Raw genomic sequence first — 18,492 nt, forward strand, 5'->3', positions numbered from 1 at the left:
GCCCGACCATGCTGATCGCGCACGACCTCGGAACCACCGGCAACAAGGCGTCTCTCCACCACGACGACGGCCGTCTCGTCGCCTCGGTCACCGTTCCCTACCCCGCGCACTTCGCCGCGGGCGGCATCGCCGAGCAGGATCCGCACGACTGGTGGAACGCGGTCGTCGCCGCGACCCGCGACCTGATCGCCCGCACCGAGACCGCCCCGGCCGATGTCGCCGGCCTCGTCGTCAGCGGGCAGATGATGGGCGCGGTGCTGCTCGACGCCGACGGAGAGCCGGCGCGTCCCGCCATCATCTGGGCCGATACCCGTGCCGGCGCTCAGCAGCGCGAGCTCGAAGCCGCTCTGGGCGCCGAGCATGCGTACGGGATCCTCGGGCACCGACTCAACCCGACCTACTCCCTCGAGAAGGTCATGTGGGTGCGCGACAACGAGCCCGAGACGTGGGCGCGCGTGCGCCGGGTGTGCGTGGCGAAGGACTTCATCGTGCTGCGCCTCACCGGACGCCTCGCGACCGACCGCTCCGACGCCTCGGGCACCAACGCCTACGATCAGGCCACCGGCACCTGGTCGCACGAGGTGCTGCAGGCGGCACGCCTCGACCCCGCCCTGTTCCCTGAGATCCTCGACTCGACCGCGATCGCGGGAGCGCTGACGGATGCCGCCGCCGAAGCTCTCGGACTGCCGACGAGCGTGCGCGTGGTCATGGGCGGCGGCGACGGTCCGATGGCCGCCGTCGGCTCCGGCGTGGTCGCTCCCGAGGACGGCGCCTACGTCTGCCTCGGCACCTCATCGTGGATCTCGTTCGCCGCGGATCAGCCGCTGCACGACCCGGCGATGCGCACCTTCACGTTCGACAACGTCGTGCCGGGCTCGTTCGTCCCGACCGCGACGATGCAGGCGGGTGGCGCCTCCGTGCAGTGGATCGCCGAAGCCCTCTCCCCCGACCCCGCCCACCCCGAGACCGGTCGCCTGATCGCCGAGGCCTCGGGCGACGTCGACACCGACGACCTCTACTTCCTCCCCTACCTGCTCGGCGAGCGCTCTCCGCTGTGGGACCCCGACGCTCGTGGCGCCTTCGTCGGCATCGCACGCCACCACACCCGGGAGCACCTGGTGCGGGCGGTGCTCGAGGGCACGGCGTACAACCTGCTCACCTGCATCCAGGCGTTCCGCGCGTCCGGCGCCGTGATCGATCGCATCGACGCCGTCGGCGGGGGCGCGCAGAGCGACGTGTACCTGTCGGTGCTCGCCGACGTCTGGGGCGTGCCGGTCCGCCGGCGCACGATCGTCGAAGAGGCGAACAGCCTCGGCGCGGCGATCACGGGTGCGGTGGGTCTCGGGCTCGCCGACTTCTCGGCCGCGCGCGCGCTCAGCGAGGTCACCGCCGAGTTCACGCCGGATGCCGGGCGTCACGCCGTGTATGCGGAGCGCCACGCCCGCTTCACCGACGCGTACACCGCGCTCGCCCCCTGGTTCGCGGGGCGGCCGAGCTGATGGGCGTGATCCTCGTCACGAGCCGGTCGTTCTCCGACGGCGACCTCGACCTCGTCGCACGGGCCGCACAGGCGGGGCACCGCATCCTGCGCGGACCCGCCCACCACGACCTCGACGAGCTGCGCTCGCTGCTGCACGGCGCCGACGCGTGGATCGCCGGCACCGGGCCGATCACCGACGCGCACCTCGATGCGGCGCCGAAGCTGAAAGTCATCGCCCGGTACGGCGTCGGCACCGAGGCCGTCGATCTGGAGGCGGCCCGGCGTCGCGGCATCCCGGTCACGAACACTCCCGGCGCCAACGCGGATGCCGTCGCCGACCACGCCACAGGTCTCATGCTGGCCGCACTGCGCTTCGTCCCCGACGGCGACCGCCGTGTCCGCGACGGCGATTGGGGCGTGCGTCGCGGACGCGAACTGGGAGCGGCCGTCGTCGGCATCGTGGGCTTCGGCCGCATCGGCCAGGGCGTCGCAAAGCGCCTGAGCGGATTCGGTCCGCGCGTCGTCGCCGCCGACCCCTTCCTGTCGGCGGAGCTGATCCGCGCGAACGGTGCGGAGCCGATCGACGTCGACGAGCTGTTCCGCGTCGCCGACGTCATCACTCTGCACGCCCCGGGGGGCCAGCTGCTCGTCGACGCGGGGCGCCTCGCCCACATGCGTCGCGGCACCGCCCTGGTGAACACCGCCCGCGGCGATCTCGTCGACGAGTCCGCGCTCGCGGAGGCTCTGCGCGACGGCATCCTGTCCGCCTACGCCGCCGATACGCTCGACGGCGACACCGCCGCTCAGGCCAGCCCGCTGCTCGATCCGGTCCTCGCCGACCGGGTGATCGTCACCCCGCATCTCGGCGCGCAGACCACGCAGGCCGTCGACAACATGGGTTCGCTCTCGCTCGACGACGTGATCGCCGTGCTCAAGGGCGCCGAGCCCGCCCACCCCGTGATCGCCCGCTAGGAGACCCGATGACCTCGTCCCTCACCACAGATCCTGTCGCCCCCGCGACGACACAGGCCGACTACATGGGCTTCGTCGGCGTCACGACCGCGTCGTCGTCGATCATGAAGGTGTTCCCGCTCTGGGCCGACATCCTGGGCCTCCCGACCCGCACCCTGATCGGCCACGACCTGCCGATGGACGCCGACCCGGCGCAGTACCGCGCGATGGTCGAGCAGATCCGCGACGACCCGCACCACCGCGGCGCCCTCGTCACCACGCACAAGATGAACGTGTACGCGGCGGCATCCGATCTCTTCGACGAACTCGACCCGTTCGCGGTGTCGTGCGCCGAGATCTCGAGCATCTCGAAGCGCGGTCCGCTGCTGTCGGGCCGGGCGAAGGATCCGATCACGGTCGACCTGGCGCTGAACGACTTCCTGCCCGCGGACCACTTCGCCCGCACGGGAGCCGAGGTCGTCATCCTCGGGGCCGGCGGCTCGGGGACGGCCCTCAGCTGGGCGCTCGCGGAGCGCGCCGACGCGCCCGCCCGCATCACCGTGACGGCACGCTCGCAGGACAAGCTCGACCACCTGCGCGAGGTGCACCGCCAGCACGGCACGCGCGAGGGACTGATCGACTACGTGGTCACCGAGACGCCGGAAGACGCGGATGCCGTGGTCGCGGCAGCCCCCGCCGGGTCAGTGATCGCGAACGCCACGGGGCTCGGCAAGGACCGCCCGGGCTCTCCGCTGACCGACGCGGTCGTGTTCCCCGAGGGCGCGTACGCGTGGGAGTTCAACTACCGCGGATCGCTCGAGTTCCTCCACCAGGCGCGGGCGCAGGCGGCCGAGCAGCCGTTGCACGTCGTCGACGGCTGGCGCTACTTCATCCACGGCTGGTCGCAGGTGGTGGCCGACGTGTTCGAGCTCGACCTCACCCCCGACGTGGTCGAGCAGCTCGCCGAGGCCGCGGAGTCGGTGCGCTGATGCCCGTCGTCCGCACGGTGCTCGGCGACGTCGAGCCGGCGGCACTCGGGCGCGTGAACTACCACGAGCACCTGTTCCAGGTGTCGCCGCTGCTGCCCGGTGACGAGCTCGACGACGAGGCGGCCTCGGGGGCGGAGGCCGGGCTCCTCAAGGGGAGCGGCTTCGCGACGATGGTCGACGCGACCCCGTTCGGCCTCGCCCGCGATCCCGCCGCCCTGGCACGGATCAGCACGGCGACCGGCCTGCACATCGTCGCGACCACGGGCCGGCACCGCGAGGCGCACTACGGCGCCGACCACCCGATGCAGGTCTGGAGCGCGGATCGTCTGGCGGCGCTGTTCGTCTCGGACATCACCCGAGGGATGCCGGAGTCCGACGCCGCCGTGTTCGAGACGCCGGAGGTGCAGGCGGCCGTGGCTCCGGGCGGCATCCCCGTGCGCGCCGGGATGCTGAAGGGCGGAGCCGACTACTGGCGCATCAGCCCCTTCGAGCGCACGACCCTGCTCGCGGTCGCGGCGGCCCACCGCGAGACCGGTGCGCCCGTGATGGTGCACCTCGAATTCTGCACCGCCGCGCACGAGGTGCTCGATCTGCTGGGGGCCGAGGGCGTGGCCTCCGACCGCGTGGTGCTCGCGCACGCCGACCGCGATCCGGATCCGGGGCTGCACGTCTCGCTCGCCGAACGCGGCGCGTACCTCGGGTACGACGGCTTCGCACGGCCGCGAACGCGCTCGGATGCCGAGCTGCTCGTGCTGACGGCCTCCGTCGTCGAGCGCGGCGCCGGAGACCGTGTCTTACTGGGCGGCGACGTCGCGCGGCGCAGCCGATATATCGCGTACGGAGGGATGCCGGGACTCGCCTACCTGGGCGAGCGCTACCTGCCGCGACTGCGCGACCTCGTCGGCGAGGACGCCGTCGACCGGATGCTGGTCGCCAACCCCGCCCGCCTGCTCGCGCTCTCGGCCTGAGTCGCGGCATCCGCCCGCCGTCGGGAGGAGTTCTCTCCCGTGGGAGGAGACTGGACCCCACAGCATCCGCCCGACGACGAGATCTCCGCCCGAACCGCATCCACCCGAGGAGCCCCCATGACCGAACCGACCATCCTGCACGCGACCTTCACCGCGCAGCCCGGGCAGGCCGACCGCGTCGCCGGGCTGCTCCACGACTTCGCCGAGGTCGTGCGCGCCGAGGAGGGCACGATCATGTTCGACGCCACCCGCCTCGTCGACGACCCCGATCGGTTCTTCGTGTACGAGGTCTACCGCGACGACGAGGCCTTCCAGGCGCATCTGTCGGCTCCCGCCGGCGTCCCCTTCAATGCCGAGCTGCAGACGCTGATCGTCGAACCCGCGTCGCAGCTCACCTTCCTCCAGCGCGTCTGACTGCTCCCGCCTGAACCGCGCGCCCCGCACACGAAGAAGCCCCCCACCCGAAGGTGAGGGGCTTCCGTCGATCTCGGCAGGTCACTCGTAGAGGACTGCGGCGATCTTCGGGTCTTCGAGGTTGGACTTGTCGTACCAGTACGAACCGGTGTCGTAGAACTCCTCCACCGAGTCGCCGTTGGCCGCGTCGTACGCCGCCTGCACGACCTGTTCGCCGATGCCGATCGGGTCCTGCGTGATGGCGCCGGCCATCGTGCCGTCCTTGATCGCGTTGATCTGCGCAGCGCCGGAGTCGAAGCCGACGATCGTGATCTTGCCCTTCTCGAGGCCGAGCTCGTTCACCGCGTTGACGACGCCGATGGCGGAGCCCTCGTTGGTGCCGTAGATGCCCTTGAGGTCGGGGTGCGCCGCGATCAGCGTCTTCGCGATGTCGGCCGACTTCAGGTGGTCGCCGTCGCCGTACTGGATGTCGACGATCTCGATGTCGGGGTAGTCGGCCTCCATCTTCTCGACGAAGCCGTCACGACGCTCGACACCGGTCGAGTTGATCTGCGAGTGGCCCACGATCGCGACCTGGCCCTCACCGCCGATCAGATCGGCCATGTGCTCTGCGGCCAGGGCACCCGCGACCTTGCTGTCGGTCGCGGAGAGGCTCAGCCCGACGTCGCCGTTGCAGGGAGCGTCGAAGTAGACGACCGGGATGTCCTTCGACTTCGCCTGCTCGAGCGGGGCGACGCACGCCTCGGGGTCGAGGGCGGCGTAGGCGATGGCGTTCGGGTTCTTGTCGATCGCCGCGGTCAGCATCTCGAGCTGCTGCGCGATCTCGGTCTCGGCCGCGGGGCCTTCGAACGTGATGCGGACACCGAGCTCTTCGGCCTTCTGCTCGGCGCCCTTCTTCACGGCCTGCCAGAACTGGTGCTGGAAGCCCTTCGAGACCAGGGCGATGTACATCTCTCCATCGCCGCCGCCGGCGTCGCCGCCGCTGCCTTCTTCGATCACGTCACCGCCGCCGGCGCAGCCGGCGAACACCAACGCGGATGCTGCCACGAGTGCCGCGAATGCGGTCTTCTTGCCGAATTTCATGGAAACTCCATTGTTCTCTGTGGGTACCGGCCAGGGCCGGCGGTGGACTGCTTGGTGCGTATTCAGTTGAGTCGGGAGAGGCGCGTCGGGACGCGCGGGTGTCAGGTCCGCTGGCGGTTGCGCAGCGAGTCGAGGAACACGGCGAGCAGCACGACCACGCCGACGACGATGTTCTGCCATTCGGTCTGGATCGACAGGATGCGCAGGCCGTTGACGAGCACGCTCATGATGAGCGCGCCGATGACGGTGCCGAGGATCGACCCGCGGCCGCCGAGCAGCGAGGTGCCGCCGATGATCACGGCCGCGATGGCCTGCAGTTCGTAGCCCATGCCGATCTGCGGCTGCGCCGAGTCGAGGCGGGAGGCGATCACGATTCCCGCGACGCCGGTGAAGGCCCCCGCGAACATGTAGATGAGGATCGTCCAGCGGCGGGTGTTGACGCCGGAGAGGCGGGTGGCCTCCTCATTGGAGCCGATCGCGAACGTGTACCGGCCGAGCAGCGTCTTCGACAGCACGAGCCAGGCCACGACCGCGAGAGCCGCGGTGATCAGCACGGCGTTCGGGATGCCGGGGATGATCACGCCGAGCGCGATCTTCTTGAAGTCCGGCGCCGAGGTCGAGAAGTAGATCGGCGCGACGTTGGAGATCACGAGGGCGAGACCGCCGGCGATCATCATCATCGCCAGGGTGGCGATGAACGGAGGGAGTCGCAGGAACGTGATGTTCACGCCGTTCACGAGTCCCATCAGCACACCGGTCAGCACGCCGCCGATGACGCCGACCCAGACCGGGAGCCCCATGTTGGTGACGATGACGCCGGTCATCACGGCGCACAGCGCCATGCCGGTGCCGATCGACAGGTCGATGCCGCCGGTGATGATCACGAACGTCGTGCCGAGGGCGAGGATGCCGATGACCGCGGTCGAGAGCAGCACCGTGGCGATGTTGCTGAAGGTGAAGAAGTTCGGGCTGGCGATCGTGAAGAAGATCAGCAGCACGATGAGGGTTCCGAACGCCAGCGACTGCTGCACCTGACGCTTGAGGAACCCGACGACGTCGCGCTTGTCGGTGTTCTCGTCGACGGCCGTCTGGATGATCGTCGTCGTCGACGATCCGGTCTTCTGTGGGGTGCTCATTCGTCTTCCTCCCCGTGGGCTGCGAGTTGCATGATCTTCTCCTGGCTGGCTTCCTCGTTGCGGAGCGTTCCGGTGATGCGTCCGTTCGCGAAGACCGCGATGCGGTTCGCGACGCGGAGGATCTCCGGGAGCTCCGATGAGATGACGATGATGGACTTGCCCGCCTCGGCGAGCTGCTGCATGAGGCGGTAGATCTCTTCCTTCGCGCCGACGTCGATGCCTCGGGTCGGCTCGTCGAAGATGAGGATGTCGCAGTCGCGCATCAGCCACCGGGCGATGACGACCTTCTGCTGGTTCCCTCCGGAGAGCAGCTTGACGACCTGGTTCACCGAGGGCGTCTTGACCCGCAGCTGCTGGACGTACTCCTTGGTGCGGTTCTTCGCCTTGTTGTCGCCCATCCAGCCGATGCCGTTGGCGTACGAGCCGAGCGACGCGAGCACCGTGTTGAAGGTGACGTCCTGCTCGAGCATCAGTCCGAGGAGCTTCCGGTCCTCGGAGAGGTAGCCGACGCCGTGCTTGACGGCATCCGCGGGCTGGGCGATGCGCACCGGTCGGCCGCTGACGGAGATCGTGCCGCCGTCGCGGTGATCGGCGCCGATGACGGCGCGAGCGGTCTCGGTGCGCCCGGCGCCCATGAGCCCGGCGAAGCCGAGGATCTCGCCGCGGTGCAGCTGGAAGGAGACGTCCTTGAGCAGGTTCCGCGTCGACAGCCCCTGCACGTCGAGCACGACCGGATCGTTGATGTGCTCGCGCGCCACGGGGCGGGTGCCCTCGTCGATCACGCGGCCGACCATCATCTCGATGATCTTGGGGATGGTGACATCCGCGCGGTCGAGTGATCCGATGTATGTGCCGTCGCGGAGCACGGTGACCCGGTCGGCGAGGCGGCGGAGCTCGTCCATGCGGTGGGAGATGTAGACGATGCCGGTGCCGCTCGCCTTGAGCTGCTCGATCAGCACGAACAGCGTCTCGACCTCGGTGTCGGTGAGGGCCGACGTCGGCTCGTCCATGATCAGCACCTTGGCGTTGAACGACAGCGCCTTCGCGATCTCGACCATCTGCTGCTCGGCCACCGTGAGCTCGCCGACGAGCTGACGCGGTTCGAGGTGGATGTCGAGTCGCTTCAGCAGCTCCGCGGTCTGCGCGTTGAGCTTGCGCTCGGAGAGGAACGGGCCGGAAGTCGGCTCGCGGCCTACGAAGATGTTCTGCGCGACGGTGAGGTCGGGCATCAGGTTGAGCTCCTGATGGATGATCGTGATGCCGAGCTCCTGGGCCTGCAGCGGGCTCGTGAGCTCCACCTCCCGACCCTCGAACGTGATGGTGCCCTCGTCCTTGGTGTAGATCCCGGAGAGGATCTTCATCAGCGTCGACTTGCCCGCGCCGTTCTCTCCGACGAGCACCAGCACTTCGCCGGCACGCACCTCCATGTGCACGTCTTTCAGCGCCTGCACACCGGGGAATCCCTTGCTGATCCCCTCCACTCTGAGAATGGGCTCAGTCATGTGCTCACCTGCTTCCTTGAAGGTCGTGTTGCGGTTCCGATGCGGCCGGCCGCAGTAAACATCGGATCAATTCTGCGGCCTGCGCATCATCCGCGCAAGTTGTATCTAAATGTATCTAACCAACCGCGTGAGCGGAAGACCTGTAATGACATCTTGATCTTTCCTCCGATCACGGATGCCGCGCGTCAGTGCCTCGCGTCAATGGAGTCGGATGGAATCGACCGCGACGAGCTTGTCGCGGATGTACGCGTTCGCGTGCGCCCCGAGCTCGTCGTTGTCGGTCCACAGGTTGCGCCAGATGCCCAGCATGCGACTGAGATCGGGAGCGACGACGGCCGACGAGAACGACTCGAAGACGATCGGACCGTCGTAGCCGATCCGGCCGAGGGCCTTGAAGAACGTGTCGAAGTCGACCGTGCCCGTGCCGAGGTAGCCGCGGTGGCTCTCGCCGATGTGCACGTAGCGCAGAGCCGGAGCGGCGTCGAGGACCGGTGCGAACATATCCGACTCTTCGATGTTCATGTGGTACGTGTCGAGGTGCACGCCGAGGTTGGGCCGGTCCACCTCCGCGAGGTAGCCGAGCGCCTGTCGCGCCGTGTTCAGCACGTTGGTCTCGTAGCGGTTGACGACCTCGAGCGAGACCGAGATCCCTCGTTCGGCGGCGCGGTCCGCCACGCGGCCGATGACCGCCCGACTGCTCGCCAGCCCCTCCGGCGTCGCGGGCTCCATGTACTTCTTCATGGCGCTGTAGATCACGCCGCAGAAGTGCTCGCCGCCCACGGCGGCGAGCACGTCCACCGCCCGGATCAGCAGCGCCTCCCCAGCCGCCGCGATCTCGGGGTCGGAGCTCGTGACGTCGGTCGCGTCCGACAATCCGAGCGAGGCGCTGACAGCGAGATCGTGCTCCTCGAGGGCTTCCTTCGCGGCCGCCACATCGAAGGAGAAGGGATCCATCAGCGGGAACTCGATCAGGTCGAAGCCCGCCTGCTTCGTCTTCTCCACAGCGAGACGGATGCCGTCGGCATCGAAGTTCCCGGTCCAGACGAGCCCGTGGCAGCCGATGTTCATGAGGCCTCTCGCAGGCGGGTGTGCGGCACCGTCGCCTCGTCGAGTTGGCACGTGCCAAGTCGACGTTCGAGTCACGCTACGTGGGTCGACGGAGGAAAGTCAAGAGTTTTGTTGGCACGTGCCAATTCTCCCGATAGCCTGGTGTCCCCGAACCGGAACGAGGAGCCCGATGCCCGCGAGCGTCAAAGACGTCGCCGCCCTCGCCGGGGTGTCCTCCTCGACCGTCTCGAACTACCTCAACCACCCGCATGTGCTCGGCGCCGCGAGCCGGAAGCGCGTCGAGGCCGCCATCGAGCAGCTCGGGTTCGTGCCGAACGAGTCTGCCCGGCAGCTGCGCGCCGGCTCGAGCAAGGCCCTCGCACTCATCCTCCTCGACGCCTGGCTGCCCTACTTCAACGAGCTCTCCCGCGGCGTCGAGGACGTCACCCGCGAAGGCGGCTGGTCGCTGTTCTTCAGCAACAGCAACCGTGACGGCGCCCAGGAGCTGCGCAACATCGACATGTTCGAAGCGCACCGGGTGCAGGGGATCGTGATCTACCCGCTCGGCGATGTGGTACCCCGCCTCGAGCGCCTGGCCGAGCGCGGCATCCGCTCGGTCGTCGTCGGTCCCATCCGGGACTCCGCCACCGTCGCGTCGGTGCTGTTCGACGACCGCGGAGGCGGCCGGCTCGCCGGCGAGCACCTGCTCTCGCTCGGTCGACGGCGCATCGCGTTCTTCGGCAGCTCCACCGTCAGCCAGTCGAACGATCGCCTGGCCGGCCTGCAGGATGCCGTCGCGAACGGCCCCGCGACGATCACCGTGGTCGACGTGCCGCACCTCGCGACCGAAGACGGACTGCACGCCGCCGAGCAGATCATCGCCCTGCCCGCGGAGGAACGCCCGGATGCCGTGTTCGCCGCGAACGACATGGTGGCGCTCGGGGTGCTCACGCAGCTGCTGCGCCACGGCATCCGCGTGCCCGAGGAGATCGCCCTGGTCGGCTTCGACGACGTGGACCAGGCGCATCAGAGCGTCGTGCCGCTGACGAGCGTGCGCCAACCGGGCTACGAGATCGGGCGCGCCGCCGGAGCCGCGTTGCTGCAGCAGCTCGCCGATCCGACGGCCGCCCCGCCCGCCACGACCCCGTTCCCCGCCGAACTCATCGTGCGCGAGTCGACGATCGGGCGCTGAGAGCGCCGAGCCGTCACCGCACGCTCAGGCCGGGATCAGCCCGTCGGCGGCGAGGTTCTCCCAGAGCTCCTCCGGGATCGACAGGGCGGCGTACTCGGCGTTCTGCCGCAGCTGCTCCGGGCGGCTCCCGCCCACGACGACCGAGCGCACGCCGGACGCCTGCAGGGGGAACTGCACGGCGGCCGCCGGCAGCGGCACCCCGTGGTCGGCGCAGACCGCGGCGATCCGCACGAGCCGGTCCCACAGCTCGTCGGGCAGCTCACCGTACTCGTAGCGGCCGTCGCGACGGGGCTCGTTCGCAGCGAGCAGTCCGGAGTTGAAGACGGATGCCGCGACGATCCCGGTCCCGGTCTCGACGCACGCGGGCAGGACGTCGACGGCGGCGGGCTGTTCGAGGAGCGTGTAGCGGCCGGCGACCATGATCAGGTCGAGGTCGGCGCTGCGGACGGCCGCGGCCAGAGCATCCGACACCATCGAGCCGATGCCGATCGCCGTGACCTCGCCGTCGGCGCGCAGCCGCTCGAGCGCGGGGAAGGCCTCGGCGAGCGCGAGGTCGAGGTCGTGCCGCTCCGGGTCGTGCAGGTACAGCAGGTCGATGCGCTCGATGCCGAGGCGCTCGCGCGACTCGTCGAGGCTGGCGCGGATGCCGTCTGCCGAGAAGTCCCACACGCGCTGGACGTCGTCGGGCACATGGAAGGCGTTCTCGGTGTCGAGGCCGCCGGCGTACGCGGGGTTCGGGCGCAGCAGCCGTCCGGCCTTGGTCGACAGCACGTACTCGTCTCGCGGCTTCGTCTGCAAGAAGGCGCCGAGTCGTCGCTCGGACAGGCCGAGCCCGTAGTGCGGGGCCGTGTCGTAGTAGCGGATGCCGCTCTCCCACGCCGCGTCGAGCACAGCCCACGCCTCCTCGTCGGAGAGCGCGCGGAAGAGGTTGCCGACGTTCGCCGCCCCGTAGCCCAGGGGCGGGACGGTCAGGCGCTCAGGCGACGACATGCGCGCCCGTCCAGGTGTAGGTCGCGATACTGTCGGCCTTCATCTCCATGCCGGCGCCCGGCTGCGTCGGGGGCATGTATGAGCCGCCCTGGATGTCGGTCGGCACGACGAAGTGCTCGTGCAGATGATCGACGAACTCGATCATGCGCCCCTCGCGGGTGCCGGTGACGGCGACGAAGTCGAACATCGAGAGGTGCTGCACGGCCTCGCACAGTCCGACGCCGCCGGCGTGCGGGCAGACCGGCACGCCGAACTTCGCGGCGAGCAGCAGGTTGGCGATGTTCTCGTTCACGCCCGCGACGCGCACCGCATCGATCTGCATCACCGAGATCGCCTCGGCCTGCAGCAGCTGCTTGAAGATGACGCGGTTCTGCGCGTGCTCGCCGGTCGCGACGCGGATGGGCGCCACTCCCCGGGCGATCTCGGCGTGGCCGAGCACATCGTCGGGGCTCGTCGGCTCCTCGATCCACGCGGGGTGGAACTCGGCGAGGGCGTTCACCCACTCGATGGCCTCCGACACCTCCCAGCGCTGGTTCGCGTCGATCGCGATCGGGAAGTCGGGTCCGCACACCTCGCGGGCCTTGCGGAACCGGCGGATGTCGTCGTCGAGGTCGGCGCCGACCTTGAGCTTGATCTGGGTGAAGCCGTCGGCCATCGCCTCGCGGGCGAGACGCTCGAGCTTCTCGTCGGAGTAGCCGAGCCATCCGGGACTCGTCGTGTATCCCGGGTAGCCGGTGGAGAGCAGCTGCTGCTCGCGCTCCGCTCGGCCCGGCTCGGCGGCTCGGAGGATCTCGAGGGCGTCCTCGCGGGTGAGGGCGTTGGTGAGGTAGCGGAAGTCGACCAGGTCGACGAGCTCCTCCGGCGTCATCCGCGCCAGCAGCTGCCAGAGCGGCAGCCCCGCACGCTTGGCCTTGATGTCCCACAGCGCGTTGATGACCGCGCCGATGGCCATGTGCATGACGCCCTTCTCGGGTCCGAGCCAGCGCAGCTGCGAGTCGCCGATGATGTCGCGGAACGTGCCGCCCATGTCGTCGAGGAGCGGCTCGAGCTCGCGTCCGACGAGGTGGCCGGCGAGGGCGTCGATGCCGGCGACCTGCACGTCGTTGCCGCGGCCGATCGTGAAGACGAAGGCGTGGCCCTCGATGCCGTCCTCAGCATCCGTCCGCACGATCACGTACGCGGCCGAGTAGTCGGGGTCGGGATTCATCGCATCCGAACCGTCGAGGCTGAGCGACGTGGGGAAGCGGATGTCGGTGGTGTCGAGGGCGACGATGCGGCTCACGGGGATTCCTCTCCATGCGCGAGGTGTCTTCTTCGCGCGGATCTCTTGGAGTGTAAACATCGGATGTCTATACTGTCAACGAGACAGGCCGCGCTGAAGCGGCCATCCGACCGATCAGGAGAATCATGAAGTTCGCGCGGCTGGGCACCCCAGGATCCGAGATCCCCGTCCTCGTGGAGGGCGACCGCTATCTCGACCTCCGCTCCGTGACATCCGATGTGAACGGGGATTTCCTCGCCGGCGACTTCGCCGCGCGCGTCTCCGCCGCGCGCGACGCCGGTGAGCTTCCGGAGCTCACGGATGCCGCGGCTCTCCGCATCGGCGCCCCGATCGCCCGGCCGAGCGCCGTGATCTGCGTCGGCATGAACTACGCCGCGCACGCGGCCGAATCGGGGTCGCAGCCGCCGACCATCCCGATCATCTTCCTGAAGACCCCGAACACGGTCGTCGGCCCGAACGACGCGGTCACCATCCCCCGCGGCAGCGAGAAGACCGACTGGGAGGTCGAGCTCGGCATCGTGATCGGCGCCCGCGCCGCCTACCTCGACTCCCCCGAGGAGTCGATGGCGCACGTGGCCGGATTCGTGGTGGCCAACGACGTCTCCGAGCGCGCATTCCAGATCGAGGTGTCGGGCGGGCAGTGGTCGAAGGGCAAGATCGCACCGGGATTCAACCCGACCGGGCCGTGGCTGGTCACCCCTGACGAGGTCGACCACCACGCCCTCGGTCTGCGCAGCTTCGTGAACGGCGAGCCGCGGCAGGACTCGAACACGAGCGACATGATCTTCTCGGTCGAGCACATCGTGCACCACCTGTCGCAGTACGTGACCCTCGAGCCGGGCGACCTCATCCTCACCGGAACCCCGCAGGGCGTCGCGCTCTCGGGCAACTTCCCCTACCTCGCGGCGGGCGACGTCGTCGAGGTCGAGATCGACGGCCTCGGCCGACAGCGTCAGGAGTTCGTGGCATGGGAGGCACAGAAATGACCCTTCGTCAGGCTCAGGGACCGATTCAAGGACTCGTCGCGATCGTCACCGGCGGAGCCTCCGGCATCGGCGCCGCGATCGCGCAGCGTCTGCATGCCGACGGCGCGCAGATCGCCGTGCTCGACCGCGACACCTCGGGAGCGGATGCCGCCTTCGCGGCGTTCACGGCCGACGTGTCGGACCGCGCGAGCGTGGATGCCGCCGTCGCGGCCGTGGCCGAGCAGTTCGGCCGCATCGACATCGTCGTCAACAACGCCGGAATCGGTGCCACCGGAGACGTCTCCGCGAACAACGACGACGAGTGGGCGCGCGTCCTGTCGATCAACGTGACCGGCATCGCGCGCGTGACCTCGGCGGCACTGCCCTGGTTGCGGAAGTCGCCGTCGCCCGCGATCTGCAACACGGCATCCATCGCCTCGACGACCGGCCTGCAGCAACGGGCGCTCTACACCGCATCCAAGGGAGCGGTGTCGGCACTCACCCGTGCCATGGCCGCCGACCACCTGAGTGAGGGCATCCGCGTGAACGCCGTCAATCCGGGCACGGCCGACACCCCGTGGGTCGGACGGCTGCTCGACGCGGCATCCGATCCTGCGGCGGAGCGTGCCGCGCTCGAGGCTCGCCAGCCGCACGGGCGCCTGGTCAGCCCCGACGAGGTCGCCGCCGCCGTCGCCTACCTGGTCAGCCCCGCGGCCGGTTCGACGACAGGCACCGCCATCGAGGTCGACGGCGGCATGGCTCGCCTCCGCGTGCGCCCCCAGTAGCGGTCGGTCGCAGCATCCGTCCCCCGGGTTCCGGTCGCACTTTCGGTCGCCTCGGAGGCCGAATGACGGCATCCATTGCGACCGGAACTCCCGCGATCCTTCCTGCGCGCGCGGCTCCGGACCTGTGGAAAGCAGAAGCGGCACTTCCCGCAAAACTGCCATCGTGAGGCGATGACCCGTCCTCGCCCGCTGCCCGCCCATCTCGGCCCGCGTTTCACCGTGCAACAGGCTCGCAACGCCGGTGTCGCCTCCGGCCGACTGCGCCGAGCGGATCTCGAGGCGCCGTTCCACGGGGTGCGGGTGAGAAGCCGCCGAGATGTCGCACCCGACGATCTCGATCCGTTCGAGCGGCAGCGCATCGGACGTCTTGCGCGCGCCTACGAATATGCGCCTCGGCTGCGCGAAGGCCAGTTCCTGAGTCATGAGAGCGCCGTCGCTCTGTGGGGCGGTCCGCTGCCGTTGACACTGCTCGACGGGAAACCGGCAGACGGGCGCAGTCTCCCTGTGCACGTCACGACGCTCGGCGACGGGCCGCTGGTTCGGGCCGACGGTGTGCGCGCGCACCGGGATCGCCGCGGCACCATACGACTTGCTCGGCCACCGGGACTCACCGTCTCGACTCCCGCGTCGACGTTCGCCACGCTCGGCGAATGGAAGCTGATCGATCTGGTGACGCTCGGGGACTACTTCTGCCGCGCCTGGCGGATCGGCTACGGGCGGCCCGATGCCGGCAGGCAGCCGTATGCGACGATCGACCGACTGCGCGAGGCGGTGGACGGCGCCCGGCGGGTCGGTGCCCCGCGTTTGCGGGAAGCGGTGAACCTCATCCGGGAGGACTCATGGTCGGCGCGGGAATCGCAACTGCGCTGCCGCATCGTCTGGGCTGGGCTCCCCGAGCCGGACCTCAACCTCGACATCTACACGCCCGAGGGACGCTTCCTCGGCTGCGCTGATCTCGCTTATCCGCAATGGAAGCTGGCGATCGAGTACCAGAGCATGCTGCACGCCTCGCGGTACGCGGAGGATGTCGAGCGGATCGCGGGCCTGCGCGCCGCCGGGTGGACGGTCATCGAGGTCACCAGCGCGCTTTTCGCTCGACCCGAGGAGCTGATCCGACGCATCCGCGGAGCGATCGCGGCCGCGAAGTCGGCGCGCTGACCGTTCAGCGTTGCTCCGGTCGCACTTTCTGTCGCCATTTCGTCGCGGAGGCGGCATCCATCGCGACCGGAACGGATGCCGGCGGCAACAATGGCGACCGGAACCGCGAGATCGTCACTCCCCGCGCAGCCAGCCCAGGATGCCGCGGCGCGGGGTGTCGTCGGCGTCGTCGGCCACGGCGCCGGCCCCGTAGAAGCTCTCGGCGTTCGCCCAGAGTATCGCGTCGAGGTCGTGCCCGCGTGCCTCGGCCCAGGCGACGATGACGTCGAGCCAGCGGGTGCGTGCGGTCGGCTGGTAGGTGGCGGAGCCATCCGCGGGCGCGTGCGGGTCTCCGTGCTCTGCGGGGCCGATCACCGACACCGGCCAGTCGCTCCCCCACATCAGTCGCTCCACGCCGAACGCGTCGGCGGCCACGTCGAGGAACGGTTCGAGCTGCTCCCGGCTCCAGTTGCCCGAAGCCTCGGCCGGCAGACCGGACAGCTTGCAGAAGACCTGCGGATGCCGTGCCAGCTCGTCGAGGTCCCGCACCCATTCCACCGACGGCGTGCGCGGGGCATCCGCCGTGCCGACCTCGGGTTTGCCGAGGTGATCGAGCACCATGCGCAGCTCGGGGATCGCTCCGGCGAGGCGGGCGACGTCGGGCAGCTGCGTCGACCGCACGCAGGCGTCGAAGGTCCATCCGCGGGCGGCGACCTCGCGCGCTCCGGTGACGAAGGCCGTCGAGACGGCGAGCCCGTCCTCCTCGTTCTGCAGGTTGTGCCGCACTCCGACGACGAGCGGATGGGCGGCGAGCTCGTCGAGGTGCGTGATCGTGTCGACTCCGCGGTCGAGGCGCACGCCCGCCACGATCGCGAGCACGCCGACCCGCGCGGCCAGCTCCGAGACCCAGCGCACCTCATCGAGGAAGCGGTCCTCGGCGGTCTCGGCCTGCACGAAGACGGCTTTCTCCTCGGCGACCCCGCCCAGCCGGTCGCGTTCGATCTCGGCCTCGGCGAACCGGGCGTCGTACGGCCCCTCGAGCCAGGTGTACTCGAGGACATCCGGATCCCACAGGTGCAGATGTGAATCGATGACGCGCATGCGTCCATCCTGCCTCAGACATCCGATCAATCGCTAGGATGACGCCATGGCTGTCACCGACGAGGCGATCGAGAAGATCAAGGCGATGATCGTATCGGGTGAGCTCTCGCCCGGCGATCGGCTCCCTCCCGAGAAGGAGCTGTCCGACCGGCTGGGCCTGTCCCGCAACTCGATGCGCGAGGCCGTGAAGGCGCTCGAGGTGATCCGCGTGCTCGACGTGCGCCGCGGCGACGGCACCTACGTGACGAGCCTGGAGCCGCATCTGCTGCTCGAGGCGATCTCGTTCGTCGTCGACATGCACGACGACGACTCGATGCTCGAGATCTTCGCGGTGCGACGGATGCTGGAATCCCAGGCGACCGGCCTCGCCGCGACCCTCGGGACCGAAGAGGCGATCGCGGAGCTGGTCGCCGAGATCGACGGGATCGACGCGTCCGTCACGATCGAGGAGCTCGTGGAGCACGACATCCGCTTCCACCGCGACATCGTCCGGATGGCGGGGAACGCCTACCTCGCGAGCCTGATCGAGCACCTCAGCAGCCAGACCGTGCGGGCCCGCGTGTGGCGCGGCCTCACCGAGGGCGGCGCCGTGGAGCGCACCCTGTCTGAGCACCAGGCGATCGCCGAGGCCATCGCGCAGCACGACTCGGCCCTGGCGACCTCGCTGACGACAGCCCACATCGCGGGCGTCGAGCGGTGGCTGCGTCAGGCGGCATCCGCCTGACCATCCTCCGGACCGGTCAGGCCCCGAGGCGCTCCATGGCGGCATCGAACTCGGCGGCCGAGCTGTCGCTCACCTCGTGCGTGAGCATCCGCTCGATCACGTCGGGAGCAGCCGTGAAGTAGGGCACACCCAGCATCCGCAGGCCCACGATGTCCTCCGGGGAGCGCAGCGATGCCGCGAGCACGTTGGTGCCGCTGCCGATGCACACGTCCTGCATCCGCGCGATGACGTCCTCCGCACCCGGGCCCGAGAAGCCCGTCACGGCGGCCGCGTCGCGCATCCGTCCGAGGTACGGCGCGATGTACTGCACACCGATGCTCGCGGCCGCGAGCGCCTGCGCGACCCCGTACACGGCCGTGACGAGAACCGAGGCGCCATCGCGGACGAGGGCGGATGCCGCGGCGAAACCGTCTGTCGTCGCCGGCACCTTCACCGCCACCCGATCGCCCAGCGCACGGATGCCCTCGGCATTGCGCAGCATGGCTGCGGTGTCACTGCCCCAGGTCTGGAAGAAGACCTCCTGCGCCCCCTCGGACACCCAGCGCGCGTAGAGGTCGGGGATATCGGCAGCAGTCCGGCCCCCGCGCTCGAGGATGGTCGGATTCGTCGTCACGCCGTGCACGATGCCTCCGGCGAGGAGCCGCGATACGCGGTCGACGTCGGCGCTGTCGACATACAGACGGGGGGCGATCGCGGTCATCGGTTCTCCAGGGTCGGAACCTGTCGTTACAGGTTCGGCTTCGGCT

General features: G+C 69.5%; 18 protein-coding genes. 10 read left to right on the forward strand and 8 right to left on the reverse strand.

What is annotated here, in order from left to right; all coding sequences use genetic code 11:
• Positions 1–8 precede the first annotated feature (8 nt).
• From xylB to DW306_RS03635, 5 genes are all read left to right on the forward strand, one after another.
• Positions 9–1,499 carry a xylulokinase gene (gene xylB / locus DW306_RS03615; RefSeq protein ID WP_136054282.1) on the forward strand — a complete coding sequence of 497 codons (1,491 nt, stop codon included), beginning with the start codon at positions 9–11 and terminating at the stop codon, positions 1,497–1,499.
• On the forward strand, positions 1,499–2,452 hold the full coding sequence (locus tag DW306_RS03620) for an NAD(P)-dependent oxidoreductase (RefSeq protein ID WP_240747043.1): 954 nt from the start codon (positions 1,499–1,501) through the stop codon (positions 2,450–2,452). Before xylB ends, DW306_RS03620 begins: the two co-directional genes overlap by 1 nt.
• Positions 2,453–2,460: 8 nt before the next feature.
• Positions 2,461–3,420 (forward strand): shikimate dehydrogenase, encoded by a 960-nt coding sequence (locus DW306_RS03625; protein WP_136054283.1) that lies wholly within the window; start codon positions 2,461–2,463, stop codon positions 3,418–3,420.
• The gene (locus tag DW306_RS03630) at positions 3,420–4,388 is read left to right on the forward strand and encodes an aryldialkylphosphatase (RefSeq protein WP_136054284.1); all 969 of its coding nucleotides are present in this window, start codon (positions 3,420–3,422) and stop codon (positions 4,386–4,388) included. The genes DW306_RS03625 and DW306_RS03630 overlap by 1 nt, the downstream gene beginning before the upstream one ends.
• A 117-nt stretch (positions 4,389–4,505) precedes the next feature.
• Complete coding sequence (locus DW306_RS03635; RefSeq protein ID WP_136054285.1) at positions 4,506–4,802, forward strand: putative quinol monooxygenase; 297 nt, start codon at positions 4,506–4,508, stop codon at positions 4,800–4,802.
• Positions 4,803–4,883: 81 nt separating this feature from the next.
• On the opposite strand, the gene DW306_RS03640 is transcribed toward DW306_RS03635, so the two are convergent.
• The 4 genes from DW306_RS03640 to DW306_RS03655 form a co-directional block, all read right to left on the reverse strand.
• Positions 4,884–5,885, reverse strand: a complete 1,002-nt coding sequence (locus tag DW306_RS03640) for an ABC transporter substrate-binding protein (protein WP_136054286.1) — start codon at positions 5,883–5,885, stop codon at positions 4,884–4,886.
• 101 nt (positions 5,886–5,986) lie between these two features.
• Complete coding sequence (locus DW306_RS03645) at positions 5,987–7,021, reverse strand: ABC transporter permease (RefSeq protein WP_205814090.1); 1,035 nt, start codon at positions 7,019–7,021, stop codon at positions 5,987–5,989.
• On the reverse strand, positions 7,018–8,523 hold the full coding sequence (locus tag DW306_RS03650; protein ID WP_136054287.1) for a sugar ABC transporter ATP-binding protein: 1,506 nt from the start codon (positions 8,521–8,523) through the stop codon (positions 7,018–7,020). Before DW306_RS03650 ends, DW306_RS03645 begins: the two co-directional genes overlap by 4 nt.
• 198 nt (positions 8,524–8,721) lie before the next feature.
• The gene (locus DW306_RS03655) at positions 8,722–9,591 is read right to left on the reverse strand and encodes a sugar phosphate isomerase/epimerase family protein (RefSeq protein ID WP_136054316.1); all 870 of its coding nucleotides are present in this window, start codon (positions 9,589–9,591) and stop codon (positions 8,722–8,724) included.
• Positions 9,592–9,760: 169 nt separating this feature from the next.
• Between DW306_RS03655 and DW306_RS03660 the strand changes: the two genes are divergently transcribed.
• Complete coding sequence (locus DW306_RS03660; RefSeq protein ID WP_136054288.1) at positions 9,761–10,762, forward strand: LacI family DNA-binding transcriptional regulator; 1,002 nt, start codon at positions 9,761–9,763, stop codon at positions 10,760–10,762.
• Between the two features lie 24 nt (positions 10,763–10,786).
• Here DW306_RS03660 and DW306_RS03665 read toward each other — a convergent pair whose 3' ends face one another.
• Together DW306_RS03665 and DW306_RS03670 are read right to left on the reverse strand one after the other, a co-directional pair.
• Positions 10,787–11,752, reverse strand: coding sequence for an aldo/keto reductase (locus DW306_RS03665; RefSeq protein WP_136054289.1), 966 nt, complete (start codon positions 11,750–11,752; stop codon positions 10,787–10,789).
• Complete coding sequence (locus DW306_RS03670) at positions 11,739–13,034, reverse strand: L-fuconate dehydratase (RefSeq protein ID WP_136054290.1); 1,296 nt, start codon at positions 13,032–13,034, stop codon at positions 11,739–11,741. The genes DW306_RS03665 and DW306_RS03670 overlap by 14 nt, the downstream gene beginning before the upstream one ends.
• 125 nt (positions 13,035–13,159) lie before the next feature.
• Here DW306_RS03670 and DW306_RS03675 point away from each other — a divergent pair, with 125 nt between their 5' ends.
• The 3 genes from DW306_RS03675 to DW306_RS03685 all read left to right on the forward strand — a co-directional run bounded on the left by DW306_RS03675 (position 13,160) and on the right by DW306_RS03685 (position 15,942).
• On the forward strand, positions 13,160–14,020 hold the full coding sequence (locus DW306_RS03675; protein ID WP_136054291.1) for a fumarylacetoacetate hydrolase family protein: 861 nt from the start codon (positions 13,160–13,162) through the stop codon (positions 14,018–14,020).
• Positions 14,017–14,784 carry an SDR family oxidoreductase gene (locus DW306_RS03680; protein WP_136054292.1) on the forward strand — a complete coding sequence of 256 codons (768 nt, stop codon included), beginning with the start codon at positions 14,017–14,019 and terminating at the stop codon, positions 14,782–14,784. The genes DW306_RS03675 and DW306_RS03680 overlap by 4 nt, the downstream gene beginning before the upstream one ends.
• A 171-nt stretch (positions 14,785–14,955) precedes the next feature.
• Positions 14,956–15,942, forward strand: coding sequence for a hypothetical protein (locus DW306_RS03685; protein ID WP_136054293.1), 987 nt, complete (start codon positions 14,956–14,958; stop codon positions 15,940–15,942).
• Positions 15,943–16,056: 114 nt separating this feature from the next.
• Here DW306_RS03685 and DW306_RS03690 read toward each other — a convergent pair whose 3' ends face one another.
• Positions 16,057–17,022, reverse strand: coding sequence for an amidohydrolase family protein (locus DW306_RS03690; protein ID WP_136054294.1), 966 nt, complete (start codon positions 17,020–17,022; stop codon positions 16,057–16,059).
• A 46-nt stretch (positions 17,023–17,068) separates the two neighbouring features.
• On the opposite strand from DW306_RS03690, the gene DW306_RS03695 reads away from it, so the two are divergent.
• The gene (locus DW306_RS03695; RefSeq protein WP_136054295.1) at positions 17,069–17,746 is read left to right on the forward strand and encodes a FadR/GntR family transcriptional regulator; all 678 of its coding nucleotides are present in this window, start codon (positions 17,069–17,071) and stop codon (positions 17,744–17,746) included.
• 16 nt (positions 17,747–17,762) lie between these two features.
• Here the strand turns inward: DW306_RS03695 and DW306_RS03700 are convergent, their stop codons facing one another.
• Positions 17,763–18,446, reverse strand: a complete 684-nt coding sequence (locus DW306_RS03700) for a transaldolase family protein (protein ID WP_136054296.1) — start codon at positions 18,444–18,446, stop codon at positions 17,763–17,765.
• Positions 18,447–18,492: the final 46 nt, after the last annotated feature.

The sequence above is a fragment of the Microbacterium sp. K24 genome (genome assembly GCF_004794465.1).
Classification (GTDB): Bacteria; Actinomycetota; Actinomycetes; order Actinomycetales; family Microbacteriaceae; genus Microbacterium.

Coding starts and splice junctions, on each gene's coding strand:
- xylB (WP_136054282.1), top strand. CDS start 9: ATGCTGATCGCGCACGACCTCGGAACCACCGGCAACAAGGCGTCTCTC.
- DW306_RS03620 (WP_240747043.1), top strand. CDS start 1,499: ATGGGCGTGATCCTCGTCACGAGCCGGTCGTTCTCCGACGGCGACCTC.
- DW306_RS03625 (WP_136054283.1), top strand. CDS start 2,461: ATGACCTCGTCCCTCACCACAGATCCTGTCGCCCCCGCGACGACACAG.
- DW306_RS03630 (WP_136054284.1), top strand. CDS start 3,420: ATGCCCGTCGTCCGCACGGTGCTCGGCGACGTCGAGCCGGCGGCACTC.
- DW306_RS03635 (WP_136054285.1), top strand. CDS start 4,506: ATGACCGAACCGACCATCCTGCACGCGACCTTCACCGCGCAGCCCGGG.
- DW306_RS03640 (WP_136054286.1), bottom strand. CDS start 5,885: ATGAAATTCGGCAAGAAGACCGCATTCGCGGCACTCGTGGCAGCATCC.
- DW306_RS03645 (WP_205814090.1), bottom strand. CDS start 7,021: ATGAGCACCCCACAGAAGACCGGATCGTCGACGACGACGATCATCCAG.
- DW306_RS03650 (WP_136054287.1), bottom strand. CDS start 8,523: ATGACTGAGCCCATTCTCAGAGTGGAGGGGATCAGCAAGGGATTCCCC.
- DW306_RS03655 (WP_136054316.1), bottom strand. CDS start 9,591: ATGAACATCGGCTGCCACGGGCTCGTCTGGACCGGGAACTTCGATGCC.
- DW306_RS03660 (WP_136054288.1), top strand. CDS start 9,761: ATGCCCGCGAGCGTCAAAGACGTCGCCGCCCTCGCCGGGGTGTCCTCC.
- DW306_RS03665 (WP_136054289.1), bottom strand. CDS start 11,752: ATGTCGTCGCCTGAGCGCCTGACCGTCCCGCCCCTGGGCTACGGGGCG.
- DW306_RS03675 (WP_136054291.1), top strand. CDS start 13,160: ATGAAGTTCGCGCGGCTGGGCACCCCAGGATCCGAGATCCCCGTCCTC.
- DW306_RS03680 (WP_136054292.1), top strand. CDS start 14,017: ATGACCCTTCGTCAGGCTCAGGGACCGATTCAAGGACTCGTCGCGATC.
- DW306_RS03685 (WP_136054293.1), top strand. CDS start 14,956: ATGACCCGTCCTCGCCCGCTGCCCGCCCATCTCGGCCCGCGTTTCACC.
- DW306_RS03690 (WP_136054294.1), bottom strand. CDS start 17,022: ATGCGCGTCATCGATTCACATCTGCACCTGTGGGATCCGGATGTCCTC.
- DW306_RS03695 (WP_136054295.1), top strand. CDS start 17,069: ATGGCTGTCACCGACGAGGCGATCGAGAAGATCAAGGCGATGATCGTA.
- DW306_RS03700 (WP_136054296.1), bottom strand. CDS start 18,446: ATGACCGCGATCGCCCCCCGTCTGTATGTCGACAGCGCCGACGTCGAC.